At 65.2% G+C, this 17,187-nt stretch carries 15 protein-coding genes; 11 read left to right on the top strand and 4 right to left on the bottom strand.

Annotation, left to right across the window (positions count from 1 at the left end):
* Positions 1–12: 12 nt before the first annotated feature.
* The gene (locus tag AC51GR_RS18510) at positions 13–1,245 is read right to left on the bottom strand and encodes a serine/threonine-protein kinase (RefSeq protein ID WP_496326112.1); all 1,233 of its coding nucleotides are present in this window, start codon (positions 1,243–1,245) and stop codon (positions 13–15) included.
* 234 nt (positions 1,246–1,479) lie between these two features.
* Between AC51GR_RS18510 and imuA' the strand changes: the two genes are divergently transcribed.
* The 3 genes from imuA' (at position 1,480) to AC51GR_RS18495 (ending at position 5,408) form a co-directional block, all read left to right on the top strand.
* Complete coding sequence (gene imuA' / locus AC51GR_RS18505) at positions 1,480–2,334, top strand: DnaE2-dependent mutagenesis accessory factor ImuA' (RefSeq protein WP_496326111.1); 855 nt, start codon at positions 1,480–1,482, stop codon at positions 2,332–2,334.
* Positions 2,335–3,915, top strand: a complete 1,581-nt coding sequence (locus AC51GR_RS18500) for a DNA polymerase Y family protein (protein WP_496326110.1) — start codon at positions 2,335–2,337, stop codon at positions 3,913–3,915.
* Between the two features lie 122 nt (positions 3,916–4,037).
* Complete coding sequence (locus AC51GR_RS18495) at positions 4,038–5,408, top strand: LLM class flavin-dependent oxidoreductase (RefSeq protein WP_496326109.1); 1,371 nt, start codon at positions 4,038–4,040, stop codon at positions 5,406–5,408.
* Between the two features lie 29 nt (positions 5,409–5,437).
* Here AC51GR_RS18495 and AC51GR_RS18490 read toward each other — a convergent pair whose 3' ends face one another.
* Both AC51GR_RS18490 and AC51GR_RS18485 read right to left on the bottom strand, forming a co-directional pair.
* Positions 5,438–6,721, bottom strand: a complete 1,284-nt coding sequence (locus AC51GR_RS18490) for a serpin family protein (protein WP_496326108.1) — start codon at positions 6,719–6,721, stop codon at positions 5,438–5,440.
* A complete protein-coding gene (locus AC51GR_RS18485) occupies positions 6,718–7,839 on the bottom strand; it encodes an alanine racemase (RefSeq protein WP_496326107.1) in 1,122 nt (373 codons plus the stop codon). Before AC51GR_RS18485 ends, AC51GR_RS18490 begins: the two co-directional genes overlap by 4 nt.
* Before the next feature lie 117 nt (positions 7,840–7,956).
* Here AC51GR_RS18485 and AC51GR_RS18480 point away from each other — a divergent pair, with 117 nt between their 5' ends.
* From AC51GR_RS18480 to AC51GR_RS18465, 4 genes are all read left to right on the top strand, one after another.
* Positions 7,957–11,244 (top strand): error-prone DNA polymerase, encoded by a 3,288-nt coding sequence (locus AC51GR_RS18480; RefSeq protein ID WP_496326106.1) that lies wholly within the window; start codon positions 7,957–7,959, stop codon positions 11,242–11,244.
* 51 nt (positions 11,245–11,295) lie between these two features.
* Positions 11,296–11,526, top strand: coding sequence for a DUF167 domain-containing protein (locus AC51GR_RS18475; RefSeq protein ID WP_496326105.1), 231 nt, complete (start codon positions 11,296–11,298; stop codon positions 11,524–11,526).
* Positions 11,527–11,727: 201 nt separating this feature from the next.
* Positions 11,728–12,939 carry an HNH endonuclease gene (locus AC51GR_RS18470; protein ID WP_496326104.1) on the top strand — a complete coding sequence of 404 codons (1,212 nt, stop codon included), beginning with the start codon at positions 11,728–11,730 and terminating at the stop codon, positions 12,937–12,939.
* A 228-nt stretch (positions 12,940–13,167) separates the two neighbouring features.
* A complete protein-coding gene (locus tag AC51GR_RS18465) occupies positions 13,168–13,587 on the top strand; it encodes a hypothetical protein (RefSeq protein WP_496326103.1) in 420 nt (139 codons plus the stop codon).
* 28 nt (positions 13,588–13,615) lie between these two features.
* On the opposite strand, the gene AC51GR_RS18460 is transcribed toward AC51GR_RS18465, so the two are convergent.
* Positions 13,616–14,080, bottom strand: coding sequence for a tRNA (cytidine(34)-2'-O)-methyltransferase (locus AC51GR_RS18460; RefSeq protein WP_496326102.1), 465 nt, complete (start codon positions 14,078–14,080; stop codon positions 13,616–13,618).
* A 147-nt stretch (positions 14,081–14,227) separates the two neighbouring features.
* Here AC51GR_RS18460 and AC51GR_RS18455 point away from each other — a divergent pair, with 147 nt between their 5' ends.
* The 4 genes from AC51GR_RS18455 to AC51GR_RS18440 are packed head-to-tail and all read left to right on the top strand — an operon-like array spanning position 14,228 to position 17,127.
* Positions 14,228–14,824, top strand: coding sequence for a pentapeptide repeat-containing protein (locus AC51GR_RS18455; protein ID WP_496326101.1), 597 nt, complete (start codon positions 14,228–14,230; stop codon positions 14,822–14,824).
* Positions 14,825–14,829: 5 nt separating this feature from the next.
* Positions 14,830–15,843, top strand: coding sequence for an SMP-30/gluconolactonase/LRE family protein (locus AC51GR_RS18450; RefSeq protein ID WP_496326100.1), 1,014 nt, complete (start codon positions 14,830–14,832; stop codon positions 15,841–15,843).
* Positions 15,844–15,891: 48 nt separating this feature from the next.
* Positions 15,892–16,764 carry a bifunctional methylenetetrahydrofolate dehydrogenase/methenyltetrahydrofolate cyclohydrolase gene (locus tag AC51GR_RS18445; RefSeq protein WP_496326099.1) on the top strand — a complete coding sequence of 291 codons (873 nt, stop codon included), beginning with the start codon at positions 15,892–15,894 and terminating at the stop codon, positions 16,762–16,764.
* 6 nt (positions 16,765–16,770) lie between these two features.
* Positions 16,771–17,127 (top strand): DUF3017 domain-containing protein, encoded by a 357-nt coding sequence (locus AC51GR_RS18440; protein ID WP_496326098.1) that lies wholly within the window; start codon positions 16,771–16,773, stop codon positions 17,125–17,127.
* Positions 17,128–17,187 lie beyond the last annotated feature (60 nt).

Below are 17,187 nucleotides of genomic sequence, written 5' to 3'. Positions count from 1 at the left end.
GCAGGGCTCTGGTCAGCGCACCAGGGCGATGATGGTGAGCGCGATGGCGGCGAGCAGTACGAACACCAGGAACACCGCAGCGGCGAGTCCGAGATGGCGCTGGGGTGGTTGTGGATTGGGTGGTTGCGCAGCGGCCCAGGACACCGGATAGGCCGACCCGGAGATCTGCGGGGCCTGCCCCGCATCGGGGCCGGCGGGCGGCGGTGTTCGTTCCGGTGCGGGCCGGGGGTGCGGCCGTGGCGGGGGAAAGGTCTGCGGAGCGGGCCCCGGCACACCGGTGACCGCGGGGAGCCCGGATTCGGTGGTGGTGGGTATCCGGCGGGTCGCGGGGCGATGGGCGGTGGCGGATCTGCGCTCGAGCGGTGTGGTCAGGATCGAGGTGGTGTTGCTGTTCTCGCCGGCGGCGATCTGGGCGAGTCGGTCGCGGACCTGGACCATGGTCGGGCGCCGCGCCGGGCTGGGTTCGAGCATTGCCAGCAGGGCACCTTCGAGGGCGCCGGATCGTTTCGGCGGGATGATCTCTCCGCGGGCGACCCGGTGTAGCAACACGAGCGAGTTCTCGTCGACGCCGAAGGGAGGTTGCCCCTCGACGGACGTGTAGAGAGTGGATCCCAGGGAATAGACGTCGGAGGCCTCGCTGGGATTCTCGCCCCGGGCCACCTCAGGGGCGAAGTACGCCGGGGTTCCGGTGACCACCCCGGTCTGGGTGAGAGCGGCATCGTCTTTGGATCGGGAGATCCCGAAGTCGGTGAGTTTGACCAGGCCGGCGTTGCGCCCTTCGGCGATCAGGATGTTGCCGGGCTTGATGTCGCGGTGCAGGATGCCCGCGGCGTGCGCCTCGACCATGGCGTCGGCGATCTGGGCGCCGATCTGGGCCACCTGGTCGACGGGCAGGGTGCCGGACTGGTGCAGGATCTCGGCCACGCTGCGCGAGGGGAGATATTCCATGACCAGCCACGGCTCGCCGGAGTCGACGGCGACGTCGTGCATGGCGATGGCGTTGCGGTGGCTCAGGCGGGCGGCGATCCGGCCCTCTCGCATCGCCCGTTGCCGCATCTCGGCTGCCGAGTCCTCGGTCATCCCGGCGACGGAGAGCACCTGTTTGACGGCGACCTGGCGGTCGAGGAGGGTGTCGTGCGCCAGCCAGACCGCGCCCATGCCGCCGCCGCCGATCCTCGAACGCAGGCGGTAGCGCCCGGCGACGAGGTAGTCGGGGCCGGGAACGCGATAAGAGGGAGCGCTCACGGGATCACCTTAGTGGACGCGCGGCGGGTGCGGTGCGGTGTCACTCTGCCCACGACTCACCGCGGCATTTCGGGGCCGACTCGCCGTACATGTTGACGCTTGTCGGAGGGCTGACCTACGCTCGTGGATATCGAAAACATGTTCGATTTGTCATATTGGTTCTGACGGTGGCTCACCTTCCCTGTGCCGCTTCCTCACCGAGGTGAGGAGTGATGTGGAGGTGTGATGCGGGCGATGGAAACGGGACCAGAGATGGCACCGGGCATGGCAACGGACGCGGTACCGAGTAGGGCGCAGAAGCTGGAGATGCTGCGGCAGACCCTGGCTGCTGCCACTACTCGTTCGCGGCCGGAATCCGTTGTGCCGCAGAGACAGATGGCCGCCGTGCGGACGGTGGACGAAAAGTACTCTGAGCGGGATCGGTTGCCGGTGCCGCCGGCGTTCGAACGGGTGTTGCCGCCGTCTGGGCTGGCTCGGGGCACGGTGTTGGCGCTGGAAGGAGCGCGATCGCCGTTGCTGTCGTTGATAGCCCAGGTGAGTGCTGATGGGGGCCATGTCGCCGTGATCGGGCAGCCGCAGTTGGGGTTGTTGGCGGCGGTGGAGATGGGTGCGGATCTGTCTCGGATCGCGGTCATCCCGGATCCGGGTCCGGATCCGGTGGAGATCGCCGCGGTGCTGCTCGACGGGCTCGACCTGGTGGTGGTCGGACTCGGCGGGCTCAGTGTGCCGCCGTCCCGGAGTCGGGTGGTGATGGCGCGGGCTCGCAGCAAGGGCGCGGTCTTGGTCGTCACCGACGGCGAGTGGGCGGGGGCGCATGTGAAAGTGCAGTCCCGGGTGTGTGATTACCGGCATCAGCCGTCCGGGTTCGCCCAACCCGGGCTTCGGCGCGGGCACGGCCGGCTCGGTGGGGTCTCACTGATGGTGCGTTCGCGGGGCCGGGGGTTCGCCGGGGCCACCACCCGGCTGGATGTGATGCACCGCGACAACCGTGTTCAGCTGGTGGATTCTCTCACCGATGTCGGTGTTGTGTCGGATGATGCTGTGGCACAGGGCGGTTTCGAACCCGGACAACTCAAGGTGGCGCTGTAGATGAGTGGACGGAGCTTTGGGGTCTGGTGCCCGGATTGGCCGGCGGTGGCTGCGGCGGCCGACGTCGACATCTCGCCGGAGCGACCGGTGGCGGTGTTGCAGGCGGGGCGGGTTGTCGCCTGTTCGGCGTCGGCGCGTGGCGCCGGGGTGCGCCGGGAGATGCGCAAGCGCGATGCGCAGGCCCGGTGTCCGCAGTTGGTGATCGCCGATGCGGATGAGGGGCGAGATGCCCGCTTGTTCGAGCCGGTGGTGGCGGCGGTGGCCGAGTTGATCCCGGTGGTCGAGGTGTTACGGCCGGGTCTGCTGGTGTTGCCCGCCCGCGGTGTGGCCCGCTATTTCGGGAGTGAGGAGATCGCCGCCGAGAAGCTGACGGATGTGGTGTCTGCCTGCGGTGTCGAGTCGCAGGTCGGGGTGGCCGATGAGCTGTTCACCGCGATCATCGCCGCCCGTCGTGGGTTGGTGATCCCACCCGGGCAGGGTGCCGAGTTCCTGGCGCCGCTGCGTATCTCGGAGCTGGCCGTGGAGCCGAGTATGTGCGCCGATGATCGGGTCGCGCTTGTTGATCTGTTGTGGCGGATGGGTTTACGCACCATCGGCGACTTTGCGGCGTTGTCGGCGACCGATGTGGCAACCCGGTTCGCGGCCGATGCGATCTACGCCCACCGCACCGCGCGGGCCCTACCCCAACGTCCCGCCTCGGGTCAGGCGCCGCCACCGGACCTGGTGGTCGAGCACCAGTGCGATCCGCCGATCGACCGGGTGGATGCGGCCGCCTTCGTCGGGCGCCGGCTCTCTGCCCAGCTCCATGATCTGTTGGCGGCGGCGTCGGTGGCGTGTACCCGGCTGACCGTCCAGGCGGTCACCGACAGTGGCCGCGAGTATTCGCGTACCTGGCGATGTGCGCAGCCGTTGACACCGGATGCCACGGCCGACCGGATCCGCTGGCAGGTGGAGGGATGGCTCTCCGGGCGCAGTGCCGCCGACCGCCCGGATGGACCGGTGGTGTTGATCCGGCTGGATCCGGTGGAGGTGATCGGCGCGGGAGCAATGCAATTGGGATTCACCGGTGGTGGACTGACCGGGGGCGACGGCGAGGTGGCAGAGCGGGTGCGCCGGGCCCTGGTCCGGGTGCAGGGTCTGCTCGGTGGTGAACGGGTCAAGGTTCCGGTGCGCAGTGGTGGTCGGGGCCCGGGACAACAGATCACCCTGGTGCCACTGGGTGATGAATTGGTGGCGGCATCGGATCCGTCGGCGCCGTGGCCGGGTCGGCTGCCGGGGCCCTCTCCGGCGATCCTGCCGATGGCACCGGTGCGAGTGCTGGATGCAGAAGACCAATCCGTCGAGGTCACCGCCCGCGGCAGTTTCAGTGCCGAGCCCGCCAGTCTGTGCTGGGGCCGCCGGACCTGGTCGCTGAGCTGGTGGGCCGGGCCGTGGGCTGTCGACGAACGCTGGTGGTCCGCCGCCGAGGACGGATCGCATGTCGGTTCGTATGCGAGAGCGCAAGTGCTGCTGGAAGATTCACGGGCATTGCTGCTGCTTTATCAACAGGGTAAGTGGGTGGTCGAAGGGGTTTATGAATAGGTCACGATACGGGCAGCTCTGGTGCAACGCGTATTTTCACTCACGTTGAGGGCAACGCTTGGAGGATCAACCGGAGGGCACTTGCATGGGATGACCACACCCGAGATTGAGGACCCCACACCATGAGCCGTGAGTTGCACCTTGGCGGATTTCTGATCGCTTCACCCGTCACCCACTCGCATGCCGCGTGGCGGCATCCCGGATCTACCACCGAGTTCTTCTCGCCGGAGCACTACCACCGGGTCGGACGGATCCTCGAGCGCGGCAAGTTCGACTTCGCATTCTTCGCGGACCTGCTGGCGGCGCCACTGCGTTTCGGTGACGACCAGTCTGAGCCGTTGCGGCGAGGCACCCAGGCCGCCGCCGCCCTCGATCCGTCGGTGGTGGCGGCCAGCATTGCGGCGGTGACCACGCATCTGGGTATTGCGATCACCAAGTCCACCACGTATTTCCATCCCTATGAACTGGCTCGGGTCTTCGGCTCGCTCGACCACATCTCCCGCGGCCGGGTGGCCTGGAACATTGTCACCTCGCTGACCCAGGCCGAGGCGTTCAACTTCGGGCTCGACGAGCATCTCGGCCACGACGAACGTTATCTCCGGGCCGAAGAATTCGTCCAGACGGTCATCAAGCTGTGGTCGGCATGGGACGAGGACGCGGTGATCGCCGACAAGGTCGGCGGTGTGTGGGCCGATCCCGACAAGGTCCGCACGGTAGATCACAACGGTGAGTACTACCGGACCCGTGGCCCGCTGAACCAACCGCGATCACCGCAGCATCGGCCGGTGCTGATCCAGGCCGGATCGTCGTCCACCGGTAAGGACTTCGCGGCGCGCTGGGCGGAGGCGATCTTCGAGATCGACCCGACACCCGAAGGGCGTCGCGCCTATTACGACGACGTCAAGTCGCGGGTGGTGAACGTGGGCCGCAATCCCGAGCACGTCAAGATCTTGCCCTCGTTCATCCCGTTCATCGGCGAAACCGAGTCGATCGCACGTGAAAAGCAGGCGTTCCACAACGAATTGGCTGATCCCATCTCCGGATTGATCACGTTGTCGGTCCACACCGACCACGACTTCTCGCAGTACGACCTCGATGCACCGCTGGAGGACATCACTGTCAGCGGAACCCAGGGGTTGTTCGATGTGGCCCGCCGCCTCAGTGCGCGGGACAAGTTGACACTGCGCGACATCGGAAAGCTGTACGCCCAGGGTGTGCTGCTGCCGCAATTCGTCGGTACCGCCTCCGACGTTGCCGATCAGATCGAAGCGGGTTTCACCGACGGGGAAGCCGACGGCTACATCGTGTCGACCGCCCAGACCCCGGGTACCTTCAACGACTTCGTCGACTACGTGGTCCCGGAACTGCAGCGGCGCGGCCTGTTCCGCACTCAATACACCGGCGACACCCTGCGCGACCACCTGGGCCTTGGCCACCCGAACGACAATCTGCCCCTCGACATTCGCGAGCAGGGGCTTGCCTCGATCGGCTGACCGCAGATGCTCCGCTGTTCCTCGGTGTCCTACCCCTGACCGGGGCGATTGACCACGCCGAGGAACAGGGGCAAGCCGGTGGAGGTGTCGACGATCTGAAAGACGAAGGGCCGGTCGGCGACAAATGTCTCCGCCGGGTCGGTGGGCATCGCGGTGACACCGACATCGACCTGCGTGGCAGATGCGGCAACCGTGCCTTTCTCACCGACGGTGATCGAGGTGTTCTGTGCCGCAGAGGTGACCACCAATTGTTGGCTGATCGCGGTGAGATCGGCGGCGTCGGTGAACAGATCTCGGACACCGAGCCGTTCTAGTGTGGCCTTGAGATCCACCTTGTCGTCGATGTCCCACCGGGGCAGACTCACCGCCACCGACGACTCGGGGCCGGCTCGCAGCGCGGTGTCCGCATCGGTCAGAGCGGTGCCGTTCAGGAGGTCATCCGGCGTGGATCCGATGTCCGGCAACAAGACCTGCATGGCCAGGTTCTGTGAGTACGGCAGCTCGATCGCGGACCATCCGGGCCCGCGACGCAGTGGCACGGTCAAGGTCTTGTTCATCGTGGCGACCTTGGACACCGAACCGCCGGTGGTGGTGAACTCCGCGGAAACGGTGGACTCCGGGGAAAACGGTTGCTGCCAGGCGCCGGCGAGGAACACCGTCGACAGCAGACTGATCACGGTCTCGGTGCTGTACTCGGTGGGGGTCTCGGCTATCTCGCCACCGGTGTTGACCGAGATCCACTGGTTGAGTGCCGATTCGGTCTGCCGCACCGAGAAGTCGACCGGGTAGACGCCGGTACCGAAGCTGCGTCCGAGCACTTCGAGATAGTCGGCACCGACCTCGAGGGAGTCGTCGATGAAGATCCCCGAGGCCTGATGGAACACCGGGGGCGACGGTGGGTTCTTCCGATCGACGTTGCCGGGATCACCCGAGACCTGATCGAGCTGACCGATCAACGCTGCGACGGCGTCGGGATCGGAGACACCCAGGACGGTATCGAGTTCGGCGGCGGTGTTGCCGCCGGCGCCGGCCCGCACCATCTGCAGCGTGACCATGGCACCCCACGGGGAGACCACCTGATTGGCCGGCTGATCGGCGGCAGACTGGGCGTCGTGGATCATGTCGATCCCCAGATCGCTGGTCGATCTGACCAGCTCGGTTGCCGCATCGCGGACCTCGTCGATGCCGATCTGCTCGAACTCGATGTCGGGGGCGGTGGTCAATTCCAGTGTTGTCTCGGGCTGTTCGTCAGAAGCACACCCGGCGACGGCCAACATCATGGCGGCCACGGCCGCGGTTCCCAGACGTCTCACGTGTTGGCCCCCCGAGCGGCGACGGGCCAGGAGGTCACCGCGTCGTCCGCGCCGACCAGGATCAGCGCATCGGCGAGATTGACGGCGGTACACACATGATTGGGGGCGATCCGGACCCGCGACCCCGGTGCCGGGGTTCGCGATGCATGGGAGAAATCGATCGTCGCGTGATGCTCGGAGAGTGCGGTGATGCGCGCCTCGGGTTCGTCGGGAAGCCGGCCACCGCCGCTGATCCAAGTCGGCTGGTCTGCTCCGAGGACTTTGCTCCCGACATCGACGACGGCTTTTGTCCCGCTACTGTGCACCACGGTGCCGATTGCCGTCAATGCCACGTCGGCCATGGTAGCGATCCCGAGTTCGACCTGTTGCGCGTCGTTGAACACGTAGACACCCGGACGGATCTCGGTCAGGACGGTGGGATCGGCATCGGAGACCGACGGCGTCGAACCGCCGCTGCGGATCACCGGGGTGATCGCGCGGCTGCGCAGTGATTCGGCCGCGGTGGCCAGGTCGCGGGATTCTTCCCCGGCGGCGTCGGATGGGCCTCCGGGGCGGTAACTGTGTCCGGGGAAGGTGAAGATGCCGACCACCTGCAGTCCCGCTTCGACCGCGCCTGCCCCTACCTCACCGGCGAGCTCCGGGGCGACACCGGTGCGGTGATGTCCCGAATCGACCTCGATCAGTACAGAAGTCCCGGGCAGGTGCGCTGCGAGTTGCTGCGCGCCGGCAACCGAATCGACCGCGAGCAGGACCCGCGCCCGCTCCATCACCGCACGCAGTCGCGCGGCCTTGTTCTCGGTGAGCCACAGCGGATAGGCGATGAACAGATCTGAGAATCCTTCGGAGGCAAAGGATTCTGCTTCGGCAATGGTGGCAACCGTCAAGCCTGTTGCGCCGCCATCCAATTGGCGTCGCCCCAGGATCGGGGACTTGTGCGTTTTGGCGTGGGGCCGCAACCGGAGTCCGGCGGTGGCCGCGAAGGCGGCCATGCGGGCGATGTTCGCGTCGAGCACCTGCTCGTCGACCGCCAGGAACGGCGTGTCGATGACCGATGTCGCGGCCAGTATCCGACCACCCCGGTCGGGTTCGGCCGGGCGAGCTGCGATGCGTTCCGTCATGGGAGGCAACAATGCCAGAGACGACGTCACGGCACGGAGGTAGTTCAGCGCTCTCGACTGTGGGGCGGGCGGTTCAGCACAACTTGTCATTCGAAAATATGTTCGATACGATGGGTTATGGGCTGGCACAATGGCCCTCCGACCTGGTCGGAGATGGAGCGCGTACTGTCCGGTCGACCGTCTGACGGCGGCCGGTCCGGTGAGACCTTTGCCGGTGACGGCAGTGATAGTCCGGCGTGGTCGCGCAAGCGCGAACCCTATGCGGCCGGAGCGCTGAGCAGGGGGGTCTCTGCCACTGCCTACGCTGAATTGCATGCCCATACCTCCTATAGCTTTCTCGACGGTGCGAGTAGCCCGGAGGAGATGGCGGAAGAGGCCTACCGGCTGGGGCTCGAGGCGCTGGCGATCACCGATCACAACGGCTTCTACGGGGTGGTGCGGTTTGCCGAGGCTGCCCGGGAGTGGGATCTGCCCACCATCTTCGGGTCCGAGTTGTCCTTGGAGCACGACTCATCGCGGACCGGGATCGCCGACCCGAGTGGTTCTCACCTGCTCGTCCTGGCCCGGGGGCAGGAGGGGTACCGCCGCCTCTCCCGTCAATTGGCCGACGGCCACATGGCGGCCGGGGAGAAGGGGTTGCTGCGCTTCGACATCGATACGCTGGCGCAGGCCGCGCAAGGGCATTGGCTGATCCTGAGTGGATGCCGCAAAGGGGACGTGCGCCGTGCGCTGGAATCCGGGGGTCCGTCGGCTGCCGAGAAGGCGCTGCGTGATCTGGTGGAGAAGTTCGGCCGCGACAACGTGGTGATGGAACTGACCGCCCACGGCATTCCCGAAGACGACGAGCGCAATGCCGCCCTCGCGCGGATCGCCCACCGGAATCGGGTGCAGACGGTGGCGACCACGGGCGCGCACTTCGCCGCACCACACCGTCGGCGGCTGGCGATGGCGATGGCCGCGGTGCGGGCACGGCGCAGTCTTGACGAGATGGACGGGTGGCTCGGTCCGCTCGGTGGCGCGCATCTGCGCAGCGGGGACGAGATGGCCCGGTTGCTTGCGGCGCATCCGGAATCCCTCGACAACGCTGTCATGTTGGCCAAAGACCTGGCGTTCGGGCTGCACCTGATCGCACCGCAGCTGCCGCCTTTTGATGTGCCGCAAGGGCATACGGAGAGTTCGTGGCTGCGGGAGCTCACCGCACGGGGGGCCCTGGAGCGATACGGCACCCCGCAACAGCATCCAAAGGCATACCAGCAGATCGAACACGAGCTGAATGTGATTGATTCACTGGGCTTCCCGGGTTACTTCCTGGTGGTGCACGACATCGTCTCGTTCTGTCGCACCAACGACATCCTGTGCCAGGGTCGGGGCAGCGCGGCGAACTCCGCGGTCTGTTATGCCCTGGGGATCACCGCGGTGGATGCGGTGAGCAACGGGTTGCTGTTCGAGCGGTTCCTGTCGCCGGCCCGGGACGGCCCGCCGGACATCGATGTCGACATCGAATCGGATCGGCGCGAAGAGGCCATCCAGTACGTCTACCGGCGCTACGGCCGGCAGAACGCGGCCCAGGTCGCGAATGTGATCACCTACCGCGGTAAGTCGTCGGTGCGCGACATGGCCCGGGCCCTCGGATACTCGGTGGGTCAGCAGGATGCCTGGAGCAAGCAGGTGCACCGATACGGGTCCGCGTCGCCCGACGAGACCGACATCCCCGACGACGTCCTCGATCTGGCCGGGCAGATCAACGGCATGCCACGGCATCTGGGCATCCACTCCGGTGGCATGGTCATCTGCGACCGGCCGATCGCCGATGTGTGTCCCACGGAATGGGCGCGGATGCCCGGACGCAGTGTGCTGCAGTGGGACAAAGACGACTGTGCCGCAATCGGTCTGGTGAAGTTCGACATGCTGGGCCTCGGCATGCTCTCGGCCATCCACTACTCCATCGATTTCCTGGCCGAGCACCGCGACATCGGTGTCGACCTGGCGAAGATCGATCTCACCGAAAAGGCGGTGTACGACATGCTCTGTCGCGCCGACACCGTCGGTGTGTTCCAAGTGGAGTCGCGGGCACAGATGGCCACCCTGCCGCGGCTCAAACCCCGCAAGTTCTACGACCTCGTGGTCGAGGTGGCACTGATCCGGCCGGGTCCGATCCAGGGTGGATCGGTGCATCCCTACATCCGTCGCCGCAATGGCCTGGAAGAGCCGACCTGTGAGCATCCCTCGATGGAGCAGGCACTCAAAAGGACACTGGGGGTGCCGCTGTTCCAGGAACAACTCATGCAACTGGCGGTCGATGTCGCCGGTTTCAGTGCCGCCGAGGCAGATCAGCTGCGGCGGGCGATGGGCTCGAAACGATCACCGGAGAAGATGGACCGACTGCGCAGCCGGTTCTATCAGGGCATGGAAGACCTGCACGGGATCACCGGGGAGGTGGCCGACCGGATCTTCGAGAAGATGGCTGCCTTTGCCAATTTCGGTTTCCCCGAGAGCCATTCGCAGAGTTTCGCCTCCCTGGTCTTCTATTCGTCCTGGCTCAAACTGCATCACCCGGCAGCGTTCTGCGCGGCACTGCTCAAGGCGCAGCCGATGGGTTTCTACTCGCCACAGTCACTGGTTGCCGATGCCCGCAGGCACGGGGTCAAGGTGCACGGACCGGACATCAACGTCTCGAAGCCCCATGCGGATCTGGAGAACGGTGGTCTCGATGTCCGGCTCGGACTGGGAGCGGTGCGCAACATCGGCATCGAATTGGCCGAGAAGATCGTGGCGCAGCGGGACGCCGGGGGACCGTTCACCGGAGCCGCGGACCTGTCGCGGCGCTGTGAGGTGAGCACCCGACAGCTGGAGTCGCTGGCCACCGCGGGCGCGCTGGAGTGTTTCGGGACCAGTCGTCGTCAGGCATTGTGGGATGCCGGGGCGGCCGCTGCGGAGAAGTCCGACCGGCTGGCGTTGCACGAGGTCAACGGATCACCCGCGTTGCCGGGGATGAGTGACGTGGAGATGGCCGCCTCGGATGTGTGGGCCACCGGGGTCAGCCCGGGCAGTTATCCCACCGAGTTCATCCGGCCCCAGCTCACCGAGCTCGGCGTGGTCGCGGCGGCGGACCTGTTGTCGGTGCCCGATGGTTCCCGGGTGCTGGTCGGGGGAGCGGTGACACACCGCCAACGGCCGGCGACCGCCTCCGGGGTGACCTTTGTGAACCTCGAGGACGAAACCGGCATGGTCAACGTGGTCTGCTCGGTGGGTCTTTGGGCCAAATATCGTAAGTTGGCACAGTCGTCGCCTGCCCTGTTGATCCGGGGCCGGGTCCAGAACGCCGAAGGTGCGGTGACCGTGGTGGCCGAACGTATGCAGCGTATGGACCTTCGGGTAGCCTCCCGATCCCGGGATTGGGCGTGATCCGTCGAGTGCCGAAAACCGTCGTTGATCATGGCGTAATAATCTGAAGCGGTGGAGAAACTGGTGGTGGTCACGGTGAAGCCGAACAGCCGCAAGGGGCCGCTGATCGAAGCGGACGAGGCCGGCGCGCTCACCGTGTTCGTCCGGGAACCGGCCACCGAAGGCAAAGCGAACGCGGCTGTCGTGGCATTGCTGGCCAAGCACTTCGGCGTCGCGAAAAGCTGTGTGTCGCTGGTCGGTGGTGCCACTTCACGCGTCAAACGGTTCAAAGTCGTCCTTTAGGCGTCGCGTCGAGTTTCTTTGTCTTGCTATCGAAAAGTATTGCAGGAAAACAGAATTAGTGAGATTAAGTCTTGCGAATGTGTGTTCGATTGGCTAGGCTGGAGTCAGTTGATCACAGAGACTACGACAACGTCGAGCAAATCGCCTTCCACGAGAATTGGTCAACTTCCCTGTTGCTTTCGCGCCCGGAGGTGTTTTGTGATGCGGCTTCTCGAGATGGTCGATTCCCTGGTCGACCTGGTACCCCCCGACGATCCCCACGCAGTGCTGGGACTGACAAAAGATCTGATCACCTTACGTAACGCGGCCGAGCACCAACTCACGGTCTGTGCCGCGGTGATCGACGAGTCCGGTATCGCTCGCACAGTCGGGTCGACAACGTCGAAGTTGTTGCAGGCCAACGGTGCAGCCCCCGCCTCCGCGTACCGCTGGTTACGCATCGGCGCCGGAATCACGGGCTTGGATCGGACTGCCGGTTATTCACGGGATGGGTTTCTGTCTTCCGAGCATGTTGACGCGGTGGTCAAAGGTGTCGAGCATATCGTCGGCCGGTCCGAAGAAGCTGTCACCGTCGAACAACGGATCGACTTCGAGCGGAAACTGTTGAGCCACGCCATCTCCGGAGCACCGCCGGCGGAAATAAGTGTGGCCGCCCGTGCACTGGGCAACGATGTGGCCAAAGACACCGGCGGGCCACCACCGGCGCAGGACCGATCACTGAACAGTCTGGACTACACCATTGTCGAGGGTAGGTTGGTCGGGAAGTTCGACCTGGACGCGGTGATCGGGGAAAAGATGTTCTCCGCCTTGGACTTCTGGAGCCGGAAACGTCCTGAACCCGATGGTGCCGACGACAGTCGCACCCTGGCCCAGCGTCGCGCCGACGCCCTACACCAGTTATTGGATTGCGGCGGGGGTGGCCAAACGCTGGTGTCGGCACCCCGGACCGAGGTCATGCTGTCCGTGCCCGCCGACCATCCGCACGCGGCGTCCCTGCCGTGGATGGGGCCGGTCACCGAGGCGACCGCCGCCGCGTTGGCCTGCGATTCGACGATCACGTCGGTCACCTTGGACGGACAGGACGTGCCCATCGATATCAGCCCACCTAAACGTCTGTTCACCGGACTCGTGCGTAAGGCGATCATCATTCGCGATAAGTGTTGTGTGAAGTGTGGGGCGTCGGTGACCTGGACCGACTGCCACCACATCGTGCACTTCGTCGACGGCGGCGCCACCACCCTGGATAACGGGTGCTTGTTGTGCCGCACCTGCCATATGGCGGTCCACAACACTGACTGGGACGTGATCATGGGCTCCGACGGACACCCCTGGCTGATCCCACCGGCCGACATCGACCCACAACGAAGACCGCTGCCCGCTTACAACCGACGAACACTCACTCTCGTAGCCTGACACGCCAATTATCCGGTGTCCCTTGGTCTAACCGAACCTCTGTACCCTCGCACCCGGCTCCGGCCGGGACCGCGCACGAACATCGACAACTCCATAGTGTGAAAGCGGTGGTGCTGCCGCTCGGACCTGGTCCGATCCGGTCAGATCAACAGGGCTATGGCGGCAGCACTCACCGCGGTCGCGGCCACGGAAACCACCCGGCGGCCGGAAAGAGCCTAACCTCGGTATATGACCACGAGAAGCACGTATTCGAGCAATCTCGACAAGCAAGCGTCGGGAGACGACCAGGCAAACGCCAAAAAGGTCATCGACTCCCACATCAAAGACCTATGGGAGTTGGAGGACGGTTGGAAAGGACCCGGTTCACTGGCTCCTACGGCCGCGGCCAAGGCGTTCTTCGAGTCCTACTGGGACGGACTGAGCAGCTCGTACTGGACCGAGTCCACGCCATCCGCCACGGCGGAGGGTGGTCTGAGCATGCAATGGGCGCGCGACAAACGCGGCTACACCGCGGACATCCTGCCCAGTGGTGAACTGCAACTGACGGTCACCGAGGTCTCCCCGGAGGACAACGCCGAACTCCTGATCGCCGAGCCGACAGCCGCCATGCTGCGCAGATTTGTCATGCGCGGTCTGCCCCTCGACTGATTGCTGCGGACCGGGCTCTACCTCAACCTCAGACCGCGCCGGGAAACCCGTGCTGTCGCCAGGCCTCGTAGATCACGATGCTCGCGGCGTTGGCCAGGTTGAGGGAACGCCGGCCGGGCAGCATGGGGATGCGGACCGTCTCGGTGATGTGCGGGTCGGCCAAGACCTCGTCCGACAGTCCGGTGGGTTCCGGTCCGAACAGCAGGACGTCGCCGGGCTGATATTTGATGTCGGTGTAGAACGTGTCCGCATGGGCGGTGAAGGCGTACACCCGCTTCGGCGACAGGGCGCTCCAGGCCTCCAGTAGATCGGCATGAACGCTGACCGACGCCATGTCGTGGTAATCGAGCCCGGCCCGTTTGACTTTGGGCTCCGAGAGGTCGAATCCGAGTGGTTCGACCAGATGGAGTTCGCAACCGGTATTGGCGGCCAGCCTGATCGCATTTCCGGTGTTGGGTGGGATACATGGTTCGTGAAATAGCATTCTGAACACTGGTCAAGCTTGCCGTATCGCCGTGTTGCCCCCACCGATGGGTGTCGCAAACGAGCCGCTTGTACGAAGACGCGCCACAAATATGTGGCGCGTCTTCGTATATGTGGCTCGTTTGGGCGGGGGGATGGGCCGGTGTAGACATGGGGCATGACTGATGTGGCCGAAGATGAACAGTTCGACTATGCCGACTTCTCCGGGGAGACCTGGGCGGATCGAGAGTTCGTCAACTGCAGTTTCGTCGAGGCTGACCTCAGCCAGTTGTCCACTCGGGCAGTGACATTCATGAACTGTGACTTCACCGGCGCCAACCTCGCGTTCTCGAAGCATTCTTCGAGTGCGTTCCGCAACTGCCACTTCGAACGCACACACCTGAACAAGGTGGAGATGACGGACTGCAGTCTGCTGGGATCGGTGATCACCAGTTCGCGCGTCCGGCCGATGAAGATCATCGACAGTGATCTCTCACTCACCTCGATCGGTGGTCTGGACCTCTCGGGTGTGGTGCTGCGGGGATGCCGGCTGCGGGAGGCGAACCTGTCCGACTCGAATCTCACCGGCGCGGATCTGGCCGGGGCGGACCTGTCCGGTGTCCGCGCGATCGGGACAAAGCTCGGTCAGGCGAATCTGCGTGGTGCGAGAATAGACCCGATGCTCTGGCTGCAGGCCAAGGTCACCGGTTCCCTCGTCGACCATGGCCAGGCGATGGAATTCGCCGCAGCACACGGACTCGACATCGGAGGCTGACCGCGGTGAGCAAGCCATCGATCTCCCCGGTCCGCTGGACGTCGACCCCGGCGACGACTGATGGCTGGCCGCCGCCACAAGAACCCGAGATCACCGTCATCGATGTCGAATCCGACTCACCCGAGGACGTGGTCGTCGATGGCCGGGGACGGATCTGGACCGGGGCGATCGGCGGCAACATCATTTGCATCGATCCAGGCACCGGGCGCCGGCAGGTGGTCGCCACCACGGGCGGGCGACCGCTCGGCCTGGAAGTGCTGGGCAGGCGACTGTTCATCTGTGACAGCGAACGCGGACTGCTGCAGATGGACCTCGAGACCCACGTGATCGAAACGATCCTCGACGAGGTGGACGGTCACCGCCTGACCTTCTGTTCCAACGTGATCGTGACCGAACACACCGGCGGCGACGATCCGCGGCCGAAGGTGCTCTACGTCAGCCAATCCACCACGCGATTCGGTTACGGCCACTACAAAGCCGCCATCATCGAGCACTCGGCGACCGGGCGGCTGATCCGGGTGGACCTCGACGACGATCTGCGTCCGAGCGCCACCGTTGTCCTGGACGACCTGCAGTTCGCCAACGGAATAGTGGCCAGTGGCGGACGTCTGTTCATCGCCGAGACCGGTGGACACCGGGTGCGGTCCTACGATCCGGCGACGGGCGAGCAATCGATGCTCATCGACCGGTTGCCCGGATACCCGGACAACGCGTCGTTGAGTCACGACGGACAGCGCATGTGGCTGGCGATGGCGGGTATGCGGAGCCGTCCGCTGGAACTGCTCGCCGGATATCCGCGGCTGCGGAAGTTGCTCTGGCAGGTGCCGGACCGTTTTCTGCCGGAGCCGGTGGCCCCGCTGTGGATACTCGAGATCGAGTTGCCCAGCGGCCGTGTTGTCGCAGATCACCGGGCACATATCCCGGGCTTCGGTCAGAGCACCGGGGTTGTCGAGGTCGGTGAAAAAGTATGGATCTCCGGCATCGGATCGTCGAAGATCGCGTGCTTCCCGATCCGCTAGATACATGGCTTGCACATCCCGCGGGCGCGACCTGAAATGATGGGTGACGTGAGCGCAGCTGTGTTGGACGGAAAAGCCACCCGTGACGAAGTCTTTGTCGACCTGAAAGAGAGGGTGGACAAGCTCCGCGCCGCCGGGATCGTTCCCGGTCTGGGCACCGTGCTGGTCGGGGAAGACCCCGGCTCGCACGCCTATGTGCGGGGCAAGCACAACGACTGCGCCAAACTCGGCATCGCATCGATCCGCAAAGATCTGCCCGCCGACATCACCACAGAACAACTCAACGCGGTCATCGACGAGCTGAACGCCGATCCGGAGTGCACCGGATACATCGTCCAGCTCCCGCTGCCCAAGCACCTCGACGAGAACGCGGCCCTGGAGCGGATCGACCCCGCCAAGGATGCCGACGGACTGCATCCGATCAATCTGGGTCGGCTCGTCCTGGACGGCTCGGGGACCTCGTCCGATGCACCGCTGCCGTGTACCCCACGCGGCATCCTGCACCTGCTCCGCCGGTACGACGTACCGATCGCCGGATCCCACGTGGTCGTCGTCGGGCGCGGTGTGACCGTCGGACGCCCGATCGGGCTCCTGTTCACCCGCCGGACCGAGAACGCCACCGTCACCCTCTGCCACACCGGCACCGCCGACCTTGCCGCCGAGGTCTCGCGCGCCGACATCGTGATCGCGGCAGCCGGCGTGGCAGGCCTCATCACCGCCGACATGATCAAGCCCGGCGCCGCGGTAGTCGACGTCGGTGTCAGTCGAACAGATGCAGGTTTGGTCGGCGATGTCGATCCTGCGGTCTGGGATGTGGCCGGATACGTCTCACCGAATCCCGGTGGTGTCGGACCGCTCACTCGAGCATTCCTGATGGCCAACGTCGTCGAGCGCGCCGAAGCCACGTTGTCGCAGGGCTGACCCGGGATGAACAGCAGGTCGACCGCGGGTGAGGGGGCGGCAACGAGCGCACGGCGTGCGCGGGCCCGTCGTCTGCATCGTGTCCGGCAGCTGCGGTCTGTGCTGGTCCAGATACCTTTCATCGCCGTGATGGCACTGATCGTGGTGGCCGCCGTCTTCCTGATCTTCGACCGCTGGCGTCGCGGCACTTTTGTTCTCGGTTCTGCGGCGTTGCTCGCGGCACTTCTGCGGGCTGTGCTGCCGACCTCACGCGCCGGTCTTCTCGAGGTCCGGGGGCGTGTTTCGGACGTTTCCTCGATGGTGTTCGTCGGCGTCGCCATCCTCTGGTTGGCGACCTCGATCGACCCTTTGGGCACAGATTGATTACAATGGTTCCCGTTGCTGTAATCGTCTGTTGACTTTGCCGGTGCCAAAAAGTACTGG

It is taken from the genome of Williamsia sp. z71 (assembly GCF_059553375.1).
Note: the sequence above shows the minus strand (reverse complement) of the source record. Positions and strands in the feature narration are given on the sequence as shown.